This is a genomic window from Methanolapillus africanus, assembly GCF_032714475.1.
Taxonomy (GTDB): Archaea; Halobacteriota; Methanosarcinia; order Methanosarcinales; family Methanosarcinaceae; genus Methanolapillus; species Methanolapillus africanus.
Map to the genome: position 1 here is coordinate 74,749 of NZ_JAWDKD010000007.1, position 23,464 is coordinate 98,212.

The 23,464-nt window shown below is 40.3% G+C and carries 20 protein-coding genes and 1 pseudogene; 15 read left to right on the top strand and 6 right to left on the bottom strand.

Features of this window, described 5'->3' with window-relative positions; all coding sequences use genetic code 11:
• Positions 1–55 precede the first annotated feature (55 nt).
• From MsAg5_RS01700 to pylD, 3 genes are all read left to right on the top strand, one after another.
• Positions 56–889 (top strand): PAS domain-containing protein, encoded by an 834-nt coding sequence (locus tag MsAg5_RS01700; RefSeq protein WP_338098887.1) that lies wholly within the window; start codon positions 56–58, stop codon positions 887–889.
• 94 nt (positions 890–983) lie between these two features.
• Positions 984–2,144 (top strand): 3-methylornithine--L-lysine ligase PylC, encoded by a 1,161-nt coding sequence (gene pylC, locus MsAg5_RS01705; RefSeq protein ID WP_338098888.1) that lies wholly within the window; start codon positions 984–986, stop codon positions 2,142–2,144.
• A 196-nt stretch (positions 2,145–2,340) separates the two neighbouring features.
• Positions 2,341–3,165 carry a 3-methylornithyl-N6-L-lysine dehydrogenase PylD gene (pylD, locus tag MsAg5_RS01710; protein WP_338098889.1) on the top strand — a complete coding sequence of 275 codons (825 nt, stop codon included), beginning with the start codon at positions 2,341–2,343 and terminating at the stop codon, positions 3,163–3,165.
• Positions 3,166–3,657: 492 nt separating this feature from the next.
• Here the strand turns inward: pylD and MsAg5_RS01715 are convergent, their stop codons facing one another.
• On the bottom strand, positions 3,658–4,428 hold the full coding sequence (locus tag MsAg5_RS01715) for a coenzyme F420-0:L-glutamate ligase (protein WP_338098890.1): 771 nt from the start codon (positions 4,426–4,428) through the stop codon (positions 3,658–3,660).
• A 329-nt stretch (positions 4,429–4,757) separates the two neighbouring features.
• Between MsAg5_RS01715 and MsAg5_RS01720 the strand changes: the two genes are divergently transcribed.
• On the top strand, positions 4,758–5,105 hold the full coding sequence (locus MsAg5_RS01720) for a hypothetical protein (RefSeq protein WP_338098891.1): 348 nt from the start codon (positions 4,758–4,760) through the stop codon (positions 5,103–5,105).
• Positions 5,106–5,143: 38 nt separating this feature from the next.
• Positions 5,144–5,701, top strand: coding sequence for a type II toxin-antitoxin system VapC family toxin (locus MsAg5_RS09370; protein WP_420846990.1), 558 nt, complete (start codon positions 5,144–5,146; stop codon positions 5,699–5,701).
• A gap of 221 nt (positions 5,702–5,922) precedes the next feature.
• On the opposite strand, the gene mutL is transcribed toward MsAg5_RS09370, so the two are convergent.
• The gene (gene mutL, locus MsAg5_RS01725) at positions 5,923–8,112 is read right to left on the bottom strand and encodes a DNA mismatch repair endonuclease MutL (protein ID WP_338098892.1); all 2,190 of its coding nucleotides are present in this window, start codon (positions 8,110–8,112) and stop codon (positions 5,923–5,925) included.
• A 162-nt stretch (positions 8,113–8,274) separates the two neighbouring features.
• On the bottom strand, positions 8,275–8,931 hold the full coding sequence (locus tag MsAg5_RS01730; protein WP_338098893.1) for a hypothetical protein: 657 nt from the start codon (positions 8,929–8,931) through the stop codon (positions 8,275–8,277).
• A 54-nt stretch (positions 8,932–8,985) separates the two neighbouring features.
• Between MsAg5_RS01730 and MsAg5_RS01735 the strand changes: the two genes are divergently transcribed.
• The 3 genes from MsAg5_RS01735 (at position 8,986) to MsAg5_RS01745 (ending at position 10,642) form a co-directional block, all read left to right on the top strand.
• Positions 8,986–9,492, top strand: a complete 507-nt coding sequence (locus tag MsAg5_RS01735; protein WP_338098894.1) for a PUA domain-containing protein — start codon at positions 8,986–8,988, stop codon at positions 9,490–9,492.
• 291 nt (positions 9,493–9,783) lie between these two features.
• Complete coding sequence (locus MsAg5_RS01740; RefSeq protein WP_338098895.1) at positions 9,784–10,230, top strand: hypothetical protein; 447 nt, start codon at positions 9,784–9,786, stop codon at positions 10,228–10,230.
• Positions 10,231–10,270: 40 nt separating this feature from the next.
• Positions 10,271–10,642 (top strand): HEPN domain-containing protein, encoded by a 372-nt coding sequence (locus tag MsAg5_RS01745; RefSeq protein ID WP_338098896.1) that lies wholly within the window; start codon positions 10,271–10,273, stop codon positions 10,640–10,642.
• Positions 10,643–10,785: 143 nt separating this feature from the next.
• On the opposite strand, the gene MsAg5_RS09375 is transcribed toward MsAg5_RS01745, so the two are convergent.
• Together MsAg5_RS09375 and MsAg5_RS09380 are read right to left on the bottom strand one after the other, a co-directional pair.
• Positions 10,786–12,018 (bottom strand): leucine-rich repeat domain-containing protein, encoded by a 1,233-nt coding sequence (locus tag MsAg5_RS09375; RefSeq protein WP_420846991.1) that lies wholly within the window; start codon positions 12,016–12,018, stop codon positions 10,786–10,788.
• A 39-nt stretch (positions 12,019–12,057) separates the two neighbouring features.
• Positions 12,058–13,278 (bottom strand): annotated as a pseudogene (locus MsAg5_RS09380) (leucine-rich repeat domain-containing protein); the annotation flags it as partial.
• 1,143 nt (positions 13,279–14,421) lie between these two features.
• Here MsAg5_RS09380 and MsAg5_RS01755 point away from each other — a divergent pair.
• The 5 genes from MsAg5_RS01755 to MsAg5_RS01775 all read left to right on the top strand — a co-directional run bounded on the left by MsAg5_RS01755 (position 14,422) and on the right by MsAg5_RS01775 (position 19,808).
• Entirely contained in the window at positions 14,422–15,858 is a 1,437-nt protein-coding gene (locus tag MsAg5_RS01755) for a TraB/GumN family protein (protein WP_338098898.1), read from the top strand.
• A gap of 137 nt (positions 15,859–15,995) precedes the next feature.
• On the top strand, positions 15,996–16,463 hold the full coding sequence (locus MsAg5_RS01760) for a gamma carbonic anhydrase family protein (RefSeq protein ID WP_338098899.1): 468 nt from the start codon (positions 15,996–15,998) through the stop codon (positions 16,461–16,463).
• A gap of 217 nt (positions 16,464–16,680) precedes the next feature.
• Positions 16,681–17,673, top strand: a complete 993-nt coding sequence (locus MsAg5_RS01765) for a hypothetical protein (RefSeq protein ID WP_338098900.1) — start codon at positions 16,681–16,683, stop codon at positions 17,671–17,673.
• A 66-nt stretch (positions 17,674–17,739) separates the two neighbouring features.
• Positions 17,740–18,291 carry a GNAT family N-acetyltransferase gene (locus tag MsAg5_RS01770; protein ID WP_338098901.1) on the top strand — a complete coding sequence of 184 codons (552 nt, stop codon included), beginning with the start codon at positions 17,740–17,742 and terminating at the stop codon, positions 18,289–18,291.
• Positions 18,292–18,752: 461 nt separating this feature from the next.
• A complete protein-coding gene (locus tag MsAg5_RS01775) occupies positions 18,753–19,808 on the top strand; it encodes an EF-Tu/IF-2/RF-3 family GTPase (RefSeq protein ID WP_338098902.1) in 1,056 nt (351 codons plus the stop codon).
• A 150-nt stretch (positions 19,809–19,958) separates the two neighbouring features.
• Here the strand turns inward: MsAg5_RS01775 and MsAg5_RS01780 are convergent, their stop codons facing one another.
• A complete protein-coding gene (locus MsAg5_RS01780; protein ID WP_338098903.1) occupies positions 19,959–20,252 on the bottom strand; it encodes a YgaP family membrane protein in 294 nt (97 codons plus the stop codon).
• Positions 20,253–20,836: 584 nt separating this feature from the next.
• Between MsAg5_RS01780 and MsAg5_RS01785 the strand changes: the two genes are divergently transcribed.
• Both MsAg5_RS01785 and pylS read left to right on the top strand, forming a co-directional pair.
• Positions 20,837–21,781, top strand: coding sequence for a hypothetical protein (locus tag MsAg5_RS01785; protein ID WP_338098904.1), 945 nt, complete (start codon positions 20,837–20,839; stop codon positions 21,779–21,781).
• Positions 21,782–22,114: 333 nt separating this feature from the next.
• Positions 22,115–23,452 carry a pyrrolysine--tRNA(Pyl) ligase gene (gene pylS / locus MsAg5_RS01790; RefSeq protein WP_338098905.1) on the top strand — a complete coding sequence of 446 codons (1,338 nt, stop codon included), beginning with the start codon at positions 22,115–22,117 and terminating at the stop codon, positions 23,450–23,452.
• Positions 23,453–23,464 lie beyond the last annotated feature (12 nt).

A 23,464-nucleotide genomic window follows, 5' to 3' on the forward strand; every position in this document is an offset into this window, starting at 1 on the left:
CATAACGGCATTATTTTAAAAACAATTACAAACATTTGAACGAATCGTGATTTTCATGAAGCTGCAATACAAAATCATCATCTTATCCGTTCTTCTCGGGTTTATATTCTTACTTGCGGAATCCTTTTCACGATTGGTGGCCGGTTCAAATCCGCGGATGACGGTTTTGGACTTTTTATTTTCTCCGCTCACGACGGATGAGAATCTCTTTTTTAATTTGTCTGTTCTCTTGCTGTGTCTCGTTTTCGGCGTTCTGCTGGCGCACATGATTTCACGGGTTTTGAAAGCCAAAGAAATCATTCAGGAACAAAACGTTCAAAGAAACACTGCTATCAACGCCATTCCGGAAATTTTGGTTTATTTTGACAAAAACAAAGAAATCCGCTGGGCAAACCCGGCTCTTTACAAGGAACTGAGGATGCAGTCCAAAAATTTCATCAGCAAAAAGGTGGACGCGTTTCAATTTGACTTTTTCCCGCAGGATGTCATCACCGAAGCGCTGGATGTCGGTGAAAACCGGTCCATTCAAATCAGAACCGAAACCGGACGGTATTGGTATGTGACCGTGAATCCGGCAAAAGATGATTTTGGCGCGGGGATCGGCTGCGTTTTGATGGCGATTGACATCACCACGGAAAAAATCGCGGAAGAAGCGCGGCGAAAATCATACATTCAACTCGAAAGCAATATCGAGCAATTCGCAACGATTGTGGACAATATTCGAAATCCATTATCCACCATCGTTCTTTTAACCGAACAGCTCAACGACGACAAAAACGCCCGGCAAATTCTGGCGGAATGCGACCGGATCGAAGAAGTGATCGCTGAATTGGATTCCGGATGGGAAAGTTCGGAAGAAATCAAATTATTCCTTAAAAAACACTCTTAAGCGAACGATCATAAACAACAATTATTGTGTCAATGTGTAAAAATGGAGACGGATTTAGACTATGTGTTTATCTGGTAAATCAATGGGGGATCAGTTGAACGTTTTTCGTCCGGATTTTCAAAAATCCGGCAAACGCATTTGTTTGATCGGGGGAAAACTTCAGGGCGTGGAAGCCGCTTATTTGTCTCAAAAAGCCGGTCTTCATGTCATTTTGATTGACAAAAATAAAGACGCTCTCGCCCGCGAATTCGCGGACGAGTTTCACTGTTTTGACGTGACGGCCGACAAGAAAAGATTCGTTGAGATTTCGCAAAACGCAGATTTTATGCTGCCTGTCAACGAAAACCAAAAAACGATCGACTTTTTGGAAGCAGTTCAATCCGAAATCAGCCCATCTTGCGCCCTTCTTTTTGATTTCGGCGCATACCGGATCAGCTGCGACAAAAATAAATCTAAAAATTATTTCCGGTCCGTCAACGTTCCGACGCCGGCCGACCGCCCGACGGAACCGCCGTTTTTCATCAAGCCGCCGAATGAGAGCGGCAGCACCAACGCCCGAATCGTTCGGACCGAAAAGGAATTGGAATCCGTTCCGGCCGGTTATTTGATTGAAGAATACGTCGAAGGCCCGGTTTGGTCTTTGGAAGTAATCGGCGACGGGAAACACTATAACGTGGTGAAGGAAACGCATATTCACTTGGACGACGTTTACGACTGCAATCAGGTGACACCGCTTCCGGAAAGTTCGGATCTTCGGAAAATCACACTGGATTTGGCCAAAGGCCTCAACTTAAAAGGTATCATGGACGTTGAAGCGATCAAAGGCCAAAAAGGCTTTAAGGTTTTGGAAATTGACGCCCGGTTCCCGAGTCAGACGCCGATTTGCGTTTATTTCTCTTCCGGCGTGAACCTGATTTCTCTTTTGATTGAAGCGTTCGGAAAAAACTATGGCGTCGGCAGCTTAAAAAAAGCTTCTTGTGACAAATACGTCGGTCAGTATTGTATTTTGGAACACTTCATCTATGAAGAAACAAACGTGGCGCCGGTTTACGGAAAATTGACGTCCGGCGGCGAACATTTGGTGTCCAAAGGAAAGAAATTAACGCCGATATTCGTGAGCGAAAACATTGAAATTTACGAATTCGCCGATCAAAAATACCGCGCTTACACCATCATCAGCCACAGCGGTTCGCAAGAAGAAGCTGAAAAATATCACGAAGCGGCGAAGCTGATGGTCCTCGAAAAAAACACATAGTGCAGTGAATAACGTTTTTTTAAATTTTTGTTTTCATATTTTTACATTTCAAAATCTGATTGAATCAATTTAGCTGAAAAATTTGGTTGAAACGATTTGGTTAAAATTTGATTTCATTCAATCAGATTGAAGGATTCATTCTGCACACCCGTTTACCATTTTAAAATAATAACAAGAGACAACAAGAGGATCATTTATGGCGCTTTTAACCCCGGACGATTTACAAAATATGACCGACGCTTTGGTCGAAAACGATAATTTGGTTTGCACGCTGACCGGCCTTTCTTTGGACCGGCTGTGCGCCGACATTTACAAAACGGAAAAGAAAAATGAGAAAATCGCAATCATTCCGGTGACGGCCGGCTGCGGTATTATCGGCCGTTTTTCCGAATCTCTGCTTTTCACCGTTCAGCATTTCGGCATGGACGGATTTATTACGAAAAACACGGACATCGCCGGATTTTATGAAGCGGTCACAAGCGGCGCGGATATTATTTTAATGGCCGACGATTTGGCGTTTGTCGCTTACAATTTGAAAAGCCAAAAAATCGCGCACAATCAGATTTGTACCGGCCGCGTGTACGCTGAAATTTTGTGCCGGATGCCGACGCCGGACGCTGCCGCCAAAGAAGTGCTGGTCATCGGTCTCGGAAAAGTCGGAACGCCGGCGCTGGAAACATTTTTGGATTACGGTTATTCCATCTCTGTTTTTGACGCGGATTCCCGCCGGCTCAATGAAGTCGTTGGCGGTTCCGGTTACCGCTGTCCGCCGAACAGTTCCGGGAAAATCAAAAAATACGATCCGAACGCCGGCTGCAAATTCGATAAAATTTTTGAAGCAACACCGGCTGCCGATACGGTTCCGGAATGCTGCTTGACCAACGGCTCGGTTTTGTCGACGCCCGGAATTCCGTGCGGGCTTTCGAAAACACTTCAGGAGAAGTATAACGTCAAGATTGTTCAGGAACCGCTCGGCATCGGAACATTGAGTATGCTCTATGCAGTTTTTGATAAAAAATAACAATTTTTGATAGAAATAATCCAAAAATGGATTCTATTTTTGAAAAACAGTTTAAAAAACAGCTGACAAATAATAAATAAAAGTAAAAAAGCAGCGAAACGGCGGGAACGACACCGCCGGTTTCGATTTATTTTCGTTATTATATGTTTTTAATTATTTGGGGTCTGACTAATGTCTTAAATGGAGGTCTTTGTTTTTTTTAAACAATTATTTCCAAATGTTATTTTTGAAATAATTGCGTGCTCCCTCTCAAGGCATTGAAAAGATATATAGGTTTTGATATATATTAATAATTTAAATAAATTTAAGATTAAATAATGATGAATCAGACATGAAAGTCAAGGAAAATGGATCAAAAAGAGAAATATTCTCAATTATAAAATATGATAATTTCAAAAATTGCTTTTCGTTTTTTGAGCGCCGGCAACGCGCGCGTTATGGCGTTCATTTTTGAAGACGGTTTTAAAAAAGCATGCCGGTTTTTATTTGGCCTCAATTTCTGCCTTTGTTTTTAATTTCCAAAAGACCTTGGACAATCACATCGTCTTTTTCTTGTCGATAAAATTCGGTGATGCCGGCCGTTTCCGGTGCATAAAGATTCAATCCGCGAGCGATGACGACCGGGTAGCCGTTGGCGCCTTCGCCCATGATGAGATTGGCGGCGCCGGCGATTTCGTCAACGACGGCTTCCTCGGAGATTTCGAGAACATATCCGAACAAATCTTTTTCGCCGATCCAAGTCCGAAGCGCTTTGATTTTGTAAAGACCGATTGCGACGTTGGTTTGCCCTTCTTTAAAGGCGCGTCCGTTCGTATCGGTGATGATCACACTGATTTTTTTGCCGGTCAATTTCTCAAGCTTTTCACCGATGTTGGCGGCGTGCTTGTCCGGATTTTCAGGAAGCTTCAAAAGACGGTCGCCGCCGACGTTGGAGCCGTCGATGCCGGCGTTAATGCAAATGTGACGGTTTTTGTTCCGAACGAGCATGAACGGGGTTTCGACAAAAACCTCCAAGCTTTCATCCAAAACGGCTTGAACAAATGCCGGTTCTTTGTGATTCAAGCGGGCGATGCGTTGGGCTTCTTCGCCCGGCGTGACGTCTGATAAATAAAAAGTGAGTCCGAGAGATTTGGAAACAATGGTGGACGCAATCACGACAATGTCGTTGTCGTGCAAGTCGGCCAGCCGGTAAATCATATCCGCCAAATCGTCTCCTTTCTGAATCAAAGGAACATTGTCCACCGCTTTAAACGTCAATTCCATAGAAGATCTCCCTTGCCTTAAGGGCATTACTCATAAATAAGACCATCCATATAAGGAACGAATGGCGAATGATGAGAGTTACCCCATCTTGAGCAAAGAATGAAGATAACAAATAACTGACGCCGATTTTGTTTTTTATTGTTTTTATTTTTATTTGCTTTGTTTTTATTTTGCTTTGTTTTGTTTTTATGATGATGCAAATTTTTATTTGTATTCTAAATTTCTGATATATAAGTTTTGTTTTTTTGAGATTTTCATTAAATTTTTATAGATTGTTGTTTTTTGTTTTTTTGCGAATGCATTCCGCAAACATTGAACGGAGGAACAAAATGAACAAGCTAAATGTCCGCCAAATCGTCAACGACGACATGGGCGTCATGTCGACGGACGGCAAAAAAGTCTATGCGGCAATTAAACGGGAAATTGAAAAAAATGGTAAAGCAGTTGTTTCTTTTAAGGATTTTGAAATTGTCACTGGCAATTTTATAAACGCAATCGTCTGGGAATTTCCGGGAGATTTCAACGGAAAAAACATGGACGATTTGATTGAATTTGTCGACATTTCCGATGGCAACCGAAGACAAATTCATTACGCACTTCGGGATGCTGAACTCTGTTACAAGTATCCGAAAGAATTTGAAGAAATTATGAATCAGTTGTGGGAGGGATTTGATTGAAAGTTTTCAAACCGGAAGAAATCAATGAAAAATTCACCATGAATATTTTCATTGATACCAATATTTTTCTTTCTGTTTATTTTCCCAAAAATAATTATTTTTCGGATATCTGTGAAAGAGATTACAACAAATTTTTAAAAAATAAAACCAAGCTTTATACGGATTTCACCGTTATTTCCGAGTTGTTTAACCGAACACTGAAAATATCGTGGAAAAATTATTGTTTGAAAAATCATCTGAATCAAAATCAATTTTCTTATAAAAAATACCGAGAAACAAATGATTTTTCAACCTCAATTGATGAAGTTTGTCAAAACGTTTGCCAAATCTTATCCAATGTCAATCTGGTCAACTTTGAATATGATTCGAATGATTTGAGTTTAAAAATCAGCAAAAACAAATTCAACACCATTGATTTTAACGATTTTCATATTATGAATGTCTGTCAAAAATATGATCTTTGTTTGTGGACGAATGATATTGATTTCAAAGATAAAAACATCAAAATATTCACTGAAAACGGAAAATATTTTGATCAAAAAATCGAATTGGATGAACTGTTTAGAAAAACAGATGATTCAAAACCATACAATTAAACATCCAACCCGAAAACAAATAACTTTGAGTTTTGCCTTTTGTTTTTATCGCTTTCCTTTATGCAGCTCCATTTTACCTATTTCTATTGGATTCTCATTCATTCTTTTCTATTGGATTCTCATCTATTATTTTCTATTGAGTTTCATCCATTCTTTTCTATTGGATTCTCATCTATTATTTTCTATTGAGTTTCATCCATTTTCTATTATTGTTTTTATTATCAAGTCCGCTCAAACATTTTTTCAATTTCTTTCTTTGAAAAAACGAGAATTGACGGCCTTCCGTGCGGACATGAATAGGGATTTTCCGTCATTTTGAGCTGCGCGATCAAATTTTCCATCTGCGCCATCGTGCAGCCGGCGCCGGCTTTAATCGCTGCGCGGCAAGCCATTCTCTTGATAATATTTTCCCGGGCGCCGGACGCGTCTTTGACTTTGCCGAACGACAAAATGTCTGAAATCAACTCGGAAATAACGGACACGTCTTCCATCCGGCCGAAAATCAGCGGCACAAAACTGATCGCATAAGAGTTGTCGCCAAACTCGGAAATGCCAAAACCGACGTCTTCCAAAAGCGGAATGTATTCTTCCATCAGAATCTTTTCCTTGAGCGACAAATGAATAACGGCCGGCGAAATCAATTCTTGAACGGATTTGTTGTCCATATTTTTGAACAAATCGTAAAAAATACGCTCGTGAGCGGCGTGTTGATCAATGATTAAAAGTCCGCCTTCTTTCTCAACCAGGATGTAGAGGTTGGAAATTTGACCCACAATCCGAATGTTGTCCAACAAATCAATTTCGGAAGCTGATTTTTTGGATTTTGAGCCGGTACCGGTACTGCCGTCCGCTTTTGATGACGTGGCAGCGGCTTCAATATTTGAGGCATCTTTTTCAACGTTTTTCATCAAAAGACGTTCGGTCGCTTTGAGTCTTTTTTCCGTATCTTTAGCCGGTGCAACATACTGTTTTTCAGATTTGGAATCTGATTTGGTACCGAATGTATTTCCGGCTGCCGGATTGGAAACAACGTATTCTGACGCCGTTTCTCTCACATAAATCGTTGAATCGGATGCGGATCTTGTTTTTTCTTCCGGGTTTGATGAATTTCCGGTTGCGATTTCGATTTCGGGCGGCGCTGCTATCAACAAAGATGATGATTCAGACTTTGATTTTTCATTGAAACCGGAAGACGGATTTGAATCGACCGGATCCGATTTGGATTCCGGTTTTGGTTCCGATTTTAATTCAGACTTGGATCCGGATTTCGATTCCGGCTTTTGCCCGAAGTCGGAAAACGATTTTTCAATCACTTTTTTCGTGCTCTCGGCTTTGATTTGAGGCGCCAGCTCGAAAGCTTTTAACGTTCTTTCAATCGATTCCGAGACCAATTTCAAAAGGGCTTTTTCATTTTGGAAACGCACCTCGACTTTTCGCGGGTGAACGTTGATGTCAACGGTTTTCGGATCGACGGTGATTCGAATCACAACCGATGGGTAGCGGTTGTTCGGGATTTTCGTATAATAACCCAAACGGACGGCTTTGATCAGTTCTTTGGATGAAATCGGACGGTCGTTGACGATAAAATACATGTTGTCAGCGGCGGAGCGGGTGTATTCCGGTTTGGACATGTAGCCGGAAATTTGAATGCCTGTTTCGGTTTCGGTCTCAGTCTCAGTTTTGGATTCGGTTTCAGATTCCGGATCCGGCTGAAGCGGAATCATGATGCGGGCAACGTCATGACCCAAAATGTTAACGATCGCGTTGAACAAATCGGCTGATGCGCTTTTGAGAATGGTCCGGTTATTGTTGACGAGCGTGATGGTGATGCCCGTGTTGGCCAAAATCAAATCGCCGACGATGGAAACGACGTGCGACAATTCCGTGGCGTCGCTTTTGAGATATTTGAGCCGGGCGGGCGTGTTGTAAAAAATGTCGGCGGCGCAAACAGTTGTTCCGGCCGGCGCGCCAATGTCCGAAATTTCCGGATCTTTTCCTTCTTCCAAATAAATGCGGGTTCCGACCGCATCGGCTTTTCTTTTCGTGACGAGTTCAAATTTGGAAATCGCGCTGATCGACGACAGCGCTTCGCCGCGGAATCCGAGCGTGAGAATGCTTTCCAAATCGGACGCGTCTTTGAGTTTGCTGGTCGCGTGTTTCGTGTACGACAAAACAGCGTCAGCTCTGGACATACCTTTGCCGTCGTCGCGAACCAAAATCATCTTTTTGCCGCTGTCTTTCAGTTCGATGTAAATGTTTTTGGCGCCGGCGTCAATCGCGTTGTCAACCAATTCTTTGACGACGGAGGCCGGTTTTTCAATGACCTCTCCGGCTGCGATTTTGTTGATGGTGTCCTTGTCCAAAACGCGAATGACGGAATCGGATTCTGCGGACGGATTTGTCGAACTCATTCTTTTGCCTGCTTGAGCTGGTATGAATTAAAATAAAGTGAAAATGGAATGAACAATAACGAAATAGATGAACAATAACGAAATAGATGAACAATAACGAAATAGATGAATAATAAATAATAAATAAATGAATAGAATTGAATAAATTTAACCTGATTTGATTTATATTTTTACATTTTGATGAACCAAAAGGGAATCAAAATATTCTTTGGACAAAAATTCATGAATGGAAGACAGGATAATTTCTCCTTTTCCGGCCGGAATCGACAGATGGATCGGCCGGTTCAGATGATCTGTTTCAATGATGGATATCTGAATTTTTGAGTTTTCCGGCGCCGGAATCTCAAAAAAACCATCGCAGAAAAAGTCATCTTGATTGATGAGACAAATTGGATCGGTTTTTTGTTCAGCTGCCGGATTTGGTTCAGCAATTGGGTTTTGTTTCGCAGTCAGGTTTTGTTCGGCATCCGTTTGTGTTTTTGAAACCGCCGAAACCATGATGTCTTCTCTTTTGTATTTAATCGGCAAATTCAGCCACGAAAAATCAAAATCCTGAAGCGGCGAAAAGATCAAAAGTTTGCCGCCGTTTTCGGCGAAGGCGATCAATTTGTTGACGCACTTTTCCTTGAACAGTTTTGTTTTGAATCCGGAATCGGCGTATTCGGATGAAAATCCGGCCGGAAGCAGGATCATTTTCGCTGTTCCGATGTGAGGCGCGCTGAGCGCATCCGGGATGACGATTCTGCAGCTGATTTCATATTCTTTGAACAGATTTTCAAGTAGAATGGGCTTGTCCCAAAGAATAATCACTTCCGTCATAGAATGATTTTATCTGCGAAATGAATTTAAATGTATTGACGCTTTTTAAATCTCATGAATCCGACAACTTCTACAAATCCAAACATGAGACTCCGGCGCGTCCGCACGATGGCGGACTACCAATTCGGAAAAGGTGCTGGAGCCGCACTTTTTGATGACAACGTGACGTTTTTGCTGTCCAAAACCAAAAGAATCCGGCAGGTCCGAACCGCAACAGGCGAACGGATCGCAACGATTCGCGCCAAAGACGGATTTTTCACACTCAGCATGAAAGGCGCCGAAAGAATTCACAGCCATTTGAAAGCGCCGGCGCTCCGCGCCGTGGTTTGCGAAGACGCCGTGCCCTTTGTTTCCAAAGGAAAAACCGCTTTTGCAAAACATATTGTTTCCATTGATCCGAATGTGCGCGCCAAAGAAGAAATCTTGGTGACGGATGAAAATGACCGTCTGCTGGCAACCGGCCAGTTGGCGATGTCGCCGGATGAAGTTTTAGCCGGCAACTACGGCGTCGGCGTTTTTGTCAGAAACGGAATTGAGAAAGAGGATAATCCGGAAGAGTAAGTTTCTTATTTTTCCATTTTACATTTTTCATCTTATTTTTTATCTGTTTTTCATCTTATTTTTATTCTGTTTTTTGTTTTATCTTCCATTCTATTTTTCATTCTATTTTTCATTTTCCAATCTTTCCGATTCTGTTTTTGAAGATCATTTGCTCAAAAAACCATTTGATTCATAATATTTTTACTTCTTCAATTTATAAACTTTTCGTTTTTATTATTTTCGATAGTCATATATACAGTGCAAACATTTTCTTTTTTGTAATAACAAAATTCTAACCAGGAGGCGTCATTGATGGGATCTTATACAACAAAAATTTCGAATACTTTTAAAATACCAAATATCTTTGAAAAAATCAAACAATTTCGAATTCGGACGTCTAAAATCGAAGCCGTCATGAATGAACTCGAAAAAAAGCGAATTTACAATTTGGAAGACAGCGATCTTATCAAAGAACGCTTTTTCAAACAACCGGCTGTTGCTGAAGTTTTGTCGCTCACAACAACGATTTTGGAAGAAAAATATGCTTCATCTTTATCATATAAAATAGAAATCGAATATGACTGGGATGACGAAGATATTGTGATCATGATTCCAACGAAAGACCATAATCCGGACATAGACGACGAACTTTTTGAAATCAGTGAGCTCATGCTCAAACGATTTGGAACAATTTCAAATCATGTCTTTGTAATGAGTTACATTGCTGCTGAAGAAAGAATTGAAAATATAAATATGTGAACGAAAACGAGGAATGATCATGGCTTTTCCGGAAGACTTTTTGGAAATTTCAAAATGGCTGAAACAAAAAGGAAGCCAGGAAAATTGTCCTTTTTCAGAATCCGCTTACCGCTGCGCAGTCAGCCGGGCTTATTATGCTGCATTTCTTTATGCGGAAAACTTCGCTGTGAAAAATTTCAATTACAGGACACCACAGGGAAAAAATTCACATTCATGTTTGGCAGATGTATACGAAAAATCAGAATTCCATCTATACCGAAAAATCGGAAAAATACTTAAAAAAATGAAGCGGCTGCGAATAAAATGTGATTATAAAAGAACGCCGGTTACAAATCTAAAAAGAGAGACGGAAAATACAATTCAGGAAGCTGAGAAAATTATCACAGAATTGAAACAGCTGAAAAACAAATAAAAATACTTAAAATTTGAAAAAGAAGACAACCCGAAAGAGTCAATGGGTTGTTCAACTTTTTTGTTATTTTTTCCAATTTTTTATTTTCCTTTCATTTTCCTTTCATTTTCCTTTCATTTTCCTTTCATTTTTTTCTTTATTTTTTAAGTTGAGGATTCCTCCCACGTCAAAACATATCCAACGCTTCCCGGATAATCGGTTTCGGATCCAAATGAATAACCAATGTTATACGAATAATTTTTGCTGAAATCTTCCCACTCGATTTGATTGGATTTCGAATCATAAACACCGCCGGGGTAAATGGAATCCGGAACGATCGGATTTCCGGCCGGATCATAAACCGCGTTTTTCAATTCAATGCCTTTTCCGGAGGAAATGGGCATCGAAAATGAAATGCCGGACCAAAATTGATTCGGATTGAAATACATTCCGTCTACCGAATCATCGCATAAGATCACGTATTTTAAATTTTGAGTTTTCGGCCAATTGCCGCTATTGGTCTGATTTTCCGACAAAACGAGAACGGACAAATTGGACAAATTCAGAGTGTTTATATTTGAAACGGAATTGCCGGACAAAACTAAAATGCCCAGCTGAGGCAAATTATTTAAATTATTCAAGCTACCGGCATTTGAAATTTGATTATCGGATAAATCCATAGCGGATAAACTCGGTAAATCGCTTAAACTCAGATTTGAAACGTCGGAAATTTTGTTGCCGGACAAATAAACCGAAGTTAAATTCTTCAGACCGATGAATGAACCGGTATTTGATATTTGATTATTCGACAAATACAAGTCTCTCAGTGAAGACAAATTTTCCAAGGAATTGATGTTGGAAATTTGATTGTCCGACAAATCCAAGAGCTCCAAAGACTTTGAATGGCTTAACGGACCGACGTCGGAAATTTGATTCCCGGACAAATTCAAACGATATATTCCTGTTGAATTTAATGAACCGAGGTTGGAAATTTGATTGCCGGATAAATTCAAATCATATATTTCTGTCAAATTTAAAGGACTTATATCAGAAATTTGATTGTAACTTAAATCAACATGATCCAATCTTGTCAGATTTTGTAAAGGACTGAGATCGGAAACTTGGTTGCCGGATAAACTTAATGAATACATTTCTGTCAAATCACTTAAAGGACTGAGGTCGGAAATTTGATTGCGGCTTAAATCAACATGATTCAATCTTGTCAGATTTTGTAAAGGACCGAGGTCGGAAACTTGGTTGCCGGACAAATTTAATGAATACATATATTCCATTTCACTTAAGACCTGAATGTCGGAGATATTGTTATCAGAAAGGGCAATATTTGTAATGTCAAGACCTTGTAAAGCGCTGATATCAGAAATCTGATTCTCGGACAAAGAGAGCCAATACAAATTTTTCAAGCTGCTCAAAGCGGAAAAGTCAGAAATCTGATTGTTGTTTAAAGATAAACTGCCCAGTTTTTTCAGGTTGCTTAAAGCGGAAAGATCAGAAATTTGGTTATTTCCCAATCCTAAATAAACCAGTTTTTTTGATTGATTTAATGCACTGATATCGGAAATTTGATTGTTGTCTAAAGATAAGCTGTTCAGTTTTTTCAGGTTGCTTAAAGCGGAAATGTCGGAAATTTGATTGTTGTATAACGATAGATGATTTAATTTTTTCAAATTTCTCAGACCGGAAACATCGGAAATTTGGTTATGACTCAAAGACAAATGTTTTAATTTTGTTAAATTACCCAAACCATCCGTATTTGAAAACTGATTGCTGTTTAAATGTAAAACCTTAATACTTGATGATTTATTCAGACCCACCGCACTTGTGATTTGGTTGTCACTCAAATAAACTTCATTCAATTTCGGAAAATCAGATAAACTTTTGATATCTGAGATTTGATTCGTTTGCAAATCAAGTGTTCTTAAATTTGGAAGAACACTCAAACCTGAAAAATCAGAAATCTGATTATTTGACAATTCCAATGTTTCCAATTTTTTTAAATTATTAAGCTGAGAAACATCGGAAATCTGATTAATCCGCAAAGATAATATTTTCAATTTCTTTAGATTATTCAGAGATGAGACGTCAGAAAGTTGATTACCGGACAGGTCCAAATATTCCAAATTTACCAAATTTTCAAGAGGGGTAACATCTGAAATTCGATTGCTGTAAATGTATAAAAACCTCAAATTTTTTAAACCACTCAAAGAAGAAATATCAGAAATTTGATTGTTTGATAAAGTCAAGTATTCTAATTTTGTTAAATTCTTTAAGGGCGAGATGTCAGAAATTTGATTTCCAAACAAGTTGAGATATTTTAATTCTGTGAAATTGTTTAAAATACTAATATCAGAAATTCGATTGTTTTCCAAAGACAAATGTGACAAGTTTGTCAGATTTTCTAAGGTGCTTATGTCCGATATTTGACCACTGTAAAGTGACAATTTATCCAAATTATTCAAATTGGATAAAGCCTTTAAATTAAGATCGGAATCATTTAATTCCGAATTTAAATACAAATCCAGTTCAGTTATGTTGGTTGCGTATTCAAGTCCAGATAGATCACTCACATCAGAAGCCCACAAAGATCCTCTCATATTTTGTAAATCTTGAACAGTTGGCTGATAATCTTCCGATTTCATTAATTTTTAATTGATTGCCATTCTTAAATTATCATCTTTGATCGGACTGCTGTCATCAGCAAAAACCGGAATCATGACCAAATTGAGAAATAAAAACAACATTAAAACAATGATCAAAGAATTTCTGCCGCATTTTTTCATATTCTTCATATTTTTCAATCCACAATAATTTAAGAAAAAATTTGTAAAAATGTTCCATAAGAATATTTCACAAAAAATTAAAGATGATGATAAAATCAATCAACCATTATAAAATATTTTTGCATTTAAAAAATAATGCTTAATAAATGCTCAAAACCCCACCCTAAAATTTCGTCTGGAAGGGTCAGAAAAATCCGGCCGGAAAAATTGCGCGGGAAAATTAAAAACGCATTTTAGTTTTCGCGTCAATTGTTTTCGTTTTTTTAAATTTTATTAAAAAAATAAATTTTTTTCTTAAATCTATCAAAAATTTTTAATTTTTTATAAATTTTTTCAAAAACTATAAATACAAAAAATCTCATAACACAACAACATTGAATTTCATTTTAAAATTAAAAAAATTTTTAATTTTTATTTTTTTGCGTTTAATTTTTTGAATTCTGTTCTTTTCAGACGAAATCATAGGGGCTGGTCTCTTTATATACTTTCCAGGCGAAATAAAGGGGTTAATAAATCAAAGTAAATTTATATAAAAGGCAAATTTAAAGAAAGATATGTCAATTGATTTTGAAGTTAAAGCAAACTATTAAAATAAGAAATCAAAATATAATTCCAAATTAAGCTCATATTTGAAATTGATTTGTTCTGATGGAGCCAATTTTTACCATTTTTGAGCAACATCAATGCGGATATTGACAGAAAACCAAATCGAATCCGCTGATGATTTAAATAAACGTGCTTTAAATAGAAGGACGGATATTTAAGGTCAAAATCATTTATTAATACATATATAATCAAATTACATGGCGTATCGCCAATTAAACAAAGATCCATTATGACGCTTGTGACATCATTATGAAAAACGAATCCGAAAAATCCTCGTCTTCCAATCTTTCTTCAAAGGATCTCCCCGAAGATGATGTTATCCAGGAAAATATTATAACTGTTTCATCATCAGAATCATCTATGAGTCATTTTTCTGTTTCTTCAACAGATACGGTAATGCCGGCAGATTCTGCAGCACCGGTCGGTTCTGTTGCATCAGTTGACTCCGATTCTTCCGGTTCCAATCCGTCTGATTCCGATTCTCCATCGTCGCTCGAAATTTCAGATGTTTTTGTCCCGGTTGTTTCCGATGAAGTTTTGTCGGAATATCCGAACGACTCCGACTCTTCCGATCTTTCCGGAATTCCGCTCTCAACGCAAAAAGCGGTTGAGCCGACAAAAATTATCATCATCGGAACGGCGCACGTTTCTGAAAAAAGCGTGAAGGAAGTCAAAGAAACCATCGAACGGGAAAAACCGGATATTGTCGCCGTTGAGCTTTGCGCCAACCGCTACAAAAGCATCATGGAACCCGAACAAAACAAAGAAGTTTCCTTTAAGGATATTCTGTCTCCGGGTCAGACTTTCTACTATTTACTTTACGGACTTTTGTCTTATATCCAGAAAAAGATGGGCGAGGAGCTCGGTGTTCCGCCGGGAACTGAAATGTTTGCGGCCATCGACGGCGCTCAGGAAATCGGCGCGGATTTGGCGCTCATTGACCGCGACATCCAAACCACTTTCAAGCGTTTCATTGCGAAAATGAGCTTCTGGGAAAAAGTGAAAATGCTCTACGCGCTCGTCACCGGTTACCTCGGCATCGGCGGCAAAGAAGAAATGGTCGAATTCAGTTTGGATTCCATGACCGATCAAGACGTCGTTTCCGCTTTAATTGAAGAATTCAGGAAATTCTCACCGACGGCTGCGTCCGTTTTGATTGACGAAAGAGACGCTTATCTGGCCGGAAGCATTGTTCGGACCATTAAAGCTGCCGGACCCGGCAAAAAAATCGTCGTCGTCATCGGCGCCGGCCACCGCCAAGGCGTTATCAATTACCTTCACGACCCATCCACAATTCCGGATCTTGCCACATTGGTCACCATTCCCAAAAAGAGATTCAGCCTGGCCAAAATCATCAGCTACACGCTGATCGGATTGGTTCTCCTGGCGTTCTTGTACATCATTTACAGCGTCGTGACGTACCCGGACATGACGCCCGAGATTCTTCTCATCGCCTTTGCGAGCTGGTTCCTGATTAACGGCGTTCTCAGCGCGATCGGTGTACTCGTGGCCGGCGGAAAACCAAAATCAGCGTTTGTCGCCTTCATGTTGGCGTGGTTCACATCCCTCAATCCTTTGGTGGCTGCGGGCTGGTTTGCCGGACTGACGGAAGCCGCCATTCGGAAACCGACAACGAACGACTTAAAAAGAATGATGAATGCCGAAACGTTCAAAGAAATGAACAACAACCCGTTCTTCAAAGTTATTTTGGTGGCGGCGCTGGCCAACGTCGGCAGCATTATCGGTACCTTAATCGGTACCTACGTCGTCTTGCAGATTTCCGGAATCGATATTGTCGGAATCATTAAAGACGTCGTTTCCGGAATATTCTAAATCCGGAATCGGAAAATTTAATATAAATCACAATAAAAATAATCGAATCAAAAACAAAAAGTAAAACAAAAAATAAAATCAAAATAATCAAAAAACAAAACAATAGATAACGGAATCAAAACAAAGAGGAGATGAAGATGCTTAGAATTGCAAAGAATGCGACGGTTGTCGGCGACGTTGAGTTTGAGAAAAACACAAGCGTTTGGTATGGCGCTGTGATTCGTGCGGACGCCGCCAAGATGACAATCGGTGAAAACAGTAACATTCAAGACAATTGCGTTCTTCACAGTGCTTTTGATTCCCCGATCATCATCGGAAAAAACGTGACGGTTGGCCATTGCGCCGTCGTTCACGGCTGTATCATCGAAGACAATGTTCTCATCGGTATGAATTCTACCGTTCTCGATAAAGCCGTCATCGGCGAAGGCAGCATCATCGGCGCCAACGCCTTAATTCCGGCCGGCAAAATCATTCCGCCGAGAAGTTTGGTGTTGGGCGTTCCCGGAAAAGTGATCCGGCAAGTGACGGATGCGGAAGTTGAGGAAACCATCCAAAATGCGGCATGGTACGTTGATTTATCGAAAAATTTGGAAAATCAAAAATAAAAATTAAGATTTATTTTTAAAAATAGTTTTTTTAGATATAAACTATTTAACGGATTAGAGTTCTCTTTTGTTTGTTGAGATTTCAGCAAACAAAGAGATTCAGTTTCAGCGGTAACATTAATCGCTTTTGTTTTTCTTTTTTGTTTATCGTTTGTTTTCGTTTTCTTTGCGCTTTGTTTGTATTCTAAAATTACAAATCAGCAATGGAGAAATTAACATGAAAATTATACTTAAAACATTTTGTTTTCTTATGATTGCTGTCGTTTTGATGAGCATGGCTTTAGGTGATGGAAACAAAAATGATATACGCAACGATACGGATAGTTTCACACAGGAAGAAATTCAAGAACGCATTGACGCTGTTCCACCGACAAATCCGGAATTGTTGGACCAGCTTCGTCAACAAAATGGTATTTTGGCTGTTTATGGTGAAATTCCCCAAAAGAAGCAAGGAATTGAATCATATGAATGGTGGCTCAATATCAGTTCAATTGTTGATTCAATTTCAGAAGACGATGCTTTAAGGAAATACATGTCTGATAATAGTAATTTTATTATGGGATATGGCGCCATTGCCGACGGATACGTTTCAATTTTAATTCATGAAGAATTTCGGAATGATGTGACGCAAAAAGATTTGGAAAACATGAAAAATATTGTTGACCAATACGCTGCCCAAGAAGGTGTTGAAAATGTTCCGATCGTTATTTCCATCGGTACCCCGATTATATTTACAGTTGCTGAATCGCCGCGCTTTTACCCGGAAACCGACCGTTCCGCGTTCAAGCATTTGACAAACAGCGACCGCGTTCTCAAAACATCCGGTGAAGTTCCGAGAAAATCGGAAGGTGCCGATGCTCAAAGCTGGAATGAAGCTTTGGAAAAAATTGTATCCGATTTGCAATCCGATCCCGAATTTGAAAAATATTTGTCCCAAAACGGCGGCCCGATCGGAATGTTTTTCGTTGATTATGATTACATTTCCGTGATTTTATCGGACGATTCCGAATTAACAAATAAACAACTGGACGCCATCATTCAAGCAGTGACGGCTGCCGGAGAACAAAACGGCATTCAAAATATTCCGGTTGCTGTTTCCGGAAAAGCGGAAAACATCAAAAGAGAATCGGTTCCGGGATTCGAATTTTTAACGGCCATTGGTGTTTTTGCAGCGCTTTGCCTTTTCATTTCGAGTCGAAAGAAACAATAAAAACAGAAATGAAAATAAAAAACAAAAAGAAGAAATACTTATCAATCAAAAATCCGAGTTATCCCTATGAATAACACACCAACCGTTTCAATTCGTAAAGCCGTCCCCAACGACATCGACGTGGTCATGGATATTGAAAAATATTCGTTCCACCCGGAAATTGTGGAATCGGCAGATGTGTTTGCGGACCGGATTTCCGTTTTTGCGGACGGATTTTTGGTGGCGGAAATGGACGGAAAAGTCGTCGGCTACATTTCTTCCGAACTTTGGGATTATTCCGACAAAATTCCGTACGACAATTTCGGCATCAATCATTCCATTCGCGACACGCACAAGTCCGCCGGCAATGAAATTTATATTTCTTCCGTTGCGGTTGATCCGAATGTTCGCGGCGGAAAAGTCGGCAAAAAGCTTTTTTTAACGCTTTTGGAGTCGCTGACATCGGAATATGATGTTGTCAGTTCCATTCTCATCGTCAACAGCGACTGGAAAAACGCGCATGGAATGTATCAAAAAGAAGGATTTACGGAAATCGGGCAAATCAGCGGTTTTTTCCCGAAAATCAGTTCCGATCCGTTGTCAGGGACGGCTGTTATTATGCGAAAAACGATGAAATGAAAAATAAATACGATCCGCCCAGTGTGCATCATCGAGAGGCCGGGCAGATTCTGTTAAATTAATGAAGTTGATATATTATAAATTATTTTTGACTTATTTTTTGATATATATAATTCAAAAATTTATTGAATTGCTGAGATAAAATAATAATAATAAAATCACCAACAAGTGATTTGTTATGCGGTTTTAACCGCATAACAAGAATGTGTTTTTATTTTTCAAAATGTGAATTTTAATTTATACTATACTTGTATCCTTTTCATGATTTAATTTATAAATAATATCTATTTTCAAATAAATATACATAATTTATAATAAACTATTAAAAATTTTGATTTTTTATTTTTAGATAAAATCAAAAATCAATCGGAATAAAACTCATATATCTAAAAACAGATTAAATCAAACAAATTGACATTCAAATCATTCAACATTCATTTACCAATCAGGATTGAGAATTTATGACAAATATCGCAATTATCGGGGACGAGAAAACCGGGCGAACATCCCTCGCGTCCAAACTCGGCAAAAAAGGTACGGATTCCGACATCACGCTTTACGATGACGACCGCCACGAACGCAAATATGTTTACGTGGACGCGAAATCCTATCCCAAATCCATTAAATCCATCATGGCCGCCCTTAATTTGGCCGACATGGCGCTTCTTTGCGTGACGCCCAACGGCATGACGCCGCACACCGGCGAATGCATTATCGCGCTTGACCTTCTCGGCATGAAGCACGGCGTGATCGTGATTACAAAATCAGACACCAGCTACCCGATGGAAATCGACGCCTTTGCGCAAAAACTGAAGAAAATGACTGTCGGAACCGTTCTTGAAAATTGGGAAATCCAAGTCATCAACACCAACAAAGACGCGCCCAACGCTTTTGAAGGTCTGGAAGAACTCAAAAACAAAATTCACGATTTGGCTGACATTATTGAACCGGAACAAAAAACCAAAGACGCTCTTCCGCCGCGTGTCGTTATCGATCACTTCTTCAACGTGACCGGCATCGGCATCGTTGTTCTCGGAAAAGTTCTCCAGGGAACGATTCACACGCACGACAAAATCGGTCTTTGGCCGGTCGACAAAAAAATCGATATCCGTTCGATTCAGACGCATGACATTGACGTCAAATCAGCGACAACCGGCGCCCGCGTCGGTCTGGCGCTCAAAGGCCTGCTTGAGCGTGAACTCGACCGCGGCTATCTGTTGTCCAACGACGAAATCGTGGCGACGGAATTTGAAATCAATTGTACGCTCTCCAAATTCGCGAAAGCCGGCATCGAACTCGAAGACGTCGTTCACATGTTTGTCGGCCTTCAATCGGAACCCGTCCGCGTCAAAAAAATCACGGTCGGCGGCGCTGACAAGGAAAAGATTGGTGCCGGTGAATCCGGTGTTTTGAAATTGATCAGTTCCAAAAAAATCGCTTACAGCAAAGATGATCAATTCTTATTTGCCGGTCTTGAGGACAACCAACGGTTTACAGCTGTCGGAAAACCGGTTTAACTCTTTTTGAATAAAAATTATAAAAACAGACTCCGGACTTTGGCGTGTCGTCAAAAACGAATGCGATAACGCGCGCGGCGCCGCCCGCCAAAAAACAAGAAAACAAAAAAACAGAAATAAAAAAAGATAAAATAAAGAGTGAAAAACAAATTATTTGTTTTTCTTCTTTCCTTTTTTAGCCGTGCTTTCGCCAATGAGTGCATAAACCGGCGAGAATTTCGTGTACGCGGTCACGAGTCCGGCAAGTGCGGCCAAGCCGAGCAGGTACCGGAGAAGGAATCCTCTGCGGACAAAAATCAAAGCAATTAATGAAAATGAACCGATAATCGCTCTTCTGAGCCGGTCTTCTTTTCCGATGTTTCTTTCAAATTTGAAAGGTGTTTTTTCATCCAGCGTGCGCAAGCCGCCGACGCCTAAAAGGTGTTCTGCAATCATCCAAAACATATTCTGCCTCTTTGTTGAATCATTTAATAAGCCAAATATAAATATATAATTCCGATTATACAATGTATTTCAACTATAAAAATTCAATCTATTCCAAAATCCGAATTTTTCAAAATAATTTCAACATAATTTTTAATATAATTTTCAATCATAAATAAATTACAATAACATTATAATTTTACAATCATATAGTTAAATTATAGAATAACAGCGTTTACATATTACAACATTAAAATTCAAAAAAGGGTCCGTTTTCTACGCCGATTTTTGAGATTTTATACATCGGTACCCTTTAAAACAACAATAGGTATTTATAGGGGGGTTATCGTTGTAAAACTTGCTTTTGGATTATTTTGAAAAACGTTCAAGTTCAAAAAGTCTAAAACCACACATTCTATAAACCACAAACCATAAACACACACACACGAGTTTCCACGATGTGGAAACTCTTTTTTTCTTATCTTACTTTTCTCTTAGATATTTTTGGATACGTTCGCGTGTTGATTTGTGCGTTCAGCACACAAATTCCCCGTTTCGACGAACTTTTTTATACTCCGCCGTTCATTTTTGGTTTGTGAAAAATCATGGATAAAAAATTCGGCGGCGACCTTTTTGATTTTGAGCAATTCAATTTCGCGGACAGCCCCGAGCATGACGTTTCCGGACATTTTGACGGCGAAGTCGTTGAAATTTCCGAACAAGCCTTCGTTTCCATTGGAAAAGGTTTTCATTGGCTTTCTTCTCAAATCGAAAACAAAAGGACGCAAAAACCGGAAAACTTTGTTTTCCCGGTCAAGGAATTGTCCAATCTGATTTTAGTTTACGTTTTTTGGAACCGCTCATCCGTTTTTTTCCCGGCCGCAGCGGCGCTTCTCAACAAACAGCAGCCGGACGGATCATTCGGCGACATCAAAGACACGTCGCGCGCCGTTTCCTGCATTTGTACCGTTCAAAAACAGTTGGATCAAGCTTCTTCCTATCCGCAGATTCGAGATTCGTACGCCGGTTTTGATGCGGAAAATCTAAAAGAAAAGATTCAAAAAAGCGCAGAAACGGCAACACAATGGCTTTTATCCAAAAAAAGCGAATGGACGTCCGACGTTTACGATTGTGTTTACGCATTGGCAGCCATGGCTGACGCCGGTATTTTTGAAAAAGAGTTGTCTTTGAATTTGTGCGCTGACCGGCCGGAGTGGAAACATCCGGGGACGACGGCATTGATTTTGACGGCGCTTCAAAAACAGCGGGAACTTCGTTCTTTTTCCGAGGAAGAAGATTTAGAAATTTCAGCTTTTATCGACCGCAAAGCCGATTGGCTGATTTTGGAACGCAAAGACGGCTTTTGGAATCACACGGCGACCAGCTGTTTGGTGCTGGCGGCGTTGTCCCGCATCGATAATCCGGCCTGCGTTGCTTCCGTTCCGTGGCTTTATTTGATCCAGGAAAAAAACGGGTCGTTTGAAAACGATTTGAACAAAACGTGTTTGGCGGTTTTGGCGGAATCGTACATGTCCAAGTTTTTGTATTGATTTTTTTCATTTTTATTTTTCATTTTATTTAGCGAGCGGCGCCGCGCGCGTTACGGCACACACTTTTCCCGACCCGTAAAAACGGGGATCAATTTCATTTTTATTTTTAAATTTATAAAAACAGAGAGTTGATTTTTGGGTGGGAAAGTATTAATTAAAAAAATAACTTATAGTACCAAACTTTCCATTGGAACAGGAAAACAGACGCAATAAATCGGCAAGGAGATCTGGTCAGGTAGATCGAATGGACTCTAGATCCGTTTAGCCGGGTTAGATTCCCGGGGTCTCCGTTTACATTTTATTATTTTTTAAAACCAAACAAGGATTGATCACATGGACCGCCCGAATCTTGAAAGACTTGTCAAACTCAACGGCGTTTGGCTTTCCCGAAAAGATGTCTTGCACGGCGTGGCCAAATATGAAACGTCCCGCATGAACATCCGCATCACAACGGATTGCGGCGAAGTGATCACCGCACACAATTCTCGGAACAGCGCGTCGGCGCGTTCCCTGCGCAATTCCAAATACAAAAAAGTTTGCAAAAAATGCAAGCTGGCGGAAGAGCGGATCGACCGTTTCGTGTCCAAAAATTTCCACGAACACATCACGTTTGTCGAACCCGTTGCCAAAGCGTCCGCCCCGAAAAAAGTCGGCAAGAAAGATACGGCCAGACCGGTTCCGGTCCCGCCGGCTCAAACAGCTAATCCGGCAGCAGCAATGCAAACGGCAACTCAAACAACTGTATCTCAGACAGTTGCAGCTCAAACAGCAACGCAATCTGCAGTTCAGACAGCAGCTGTTCCAAAAACAGCGGCAAACGCAACAGGAAGTCAAAATATGACAAACGCTGAACCCAAACCGAAAAAGGCGTTTTCGCCGTCACAGCTGAGCCGGCTCGAATCTTTATTGGTTTCCGGCGATGAATTTGATCTGGAAAAGACGGACATGGATTTTTCCGAATTGGAATCCGTTCTGGTCGCCCGCCGCAAACAGGAACTTTGCGATTTGTACGCGAACAGCCGCGAACACATGCTGGCGAAATTGGAGCGTGACATTTCCGCCTTTTTGATTTCCAAAGGATTTATTGAAATCAAGTCCTCGATTCTGATTCCGGAAGAATACATTCTTCGCATGGGGATTGACAAAGATGAAGAGCTGTCCAAACAGATTTTCCGGACGGACGACAACATGTGCCTGCGCCCGATGCTGGCGCCTGTGCTTTACAATTATCTGGCCCGTTTTGATAAAATTCTCCCCGATCCGGTGAAGATTTTTGAAATCGGTCCCTGCTACCGCAAAGAATCCGATGGCAGCAGCCATCTGGAAGAGTTCACGATGGTCAATTTCTGTCAGATGGGGGACGGCTCCACACGCGAAAACCTGGTGAAATTGCTGGATGAATTTTTGACGTATCTTGACATCGATTACACAATTGAAGGCGACGAATGTATGGTTTACGGCGCGACGGTCGACGTGATGCACGGCGATATGGAATTATCGTCCGCGGTTGTCGGTCCGGTTCCGATGGACATCGACTGGGGCGTCAGCAAACCGTGGATCGGCGCCGGCTTTGGTCTCGAACGCCTCTTAAAAGCGCGCCACAACTTTAAAAATATCAAGCGCGGAAGCCGTTCTGAATTCTATTACAACGGCATTTACACCAAATTATAAGACGGCAGGCAA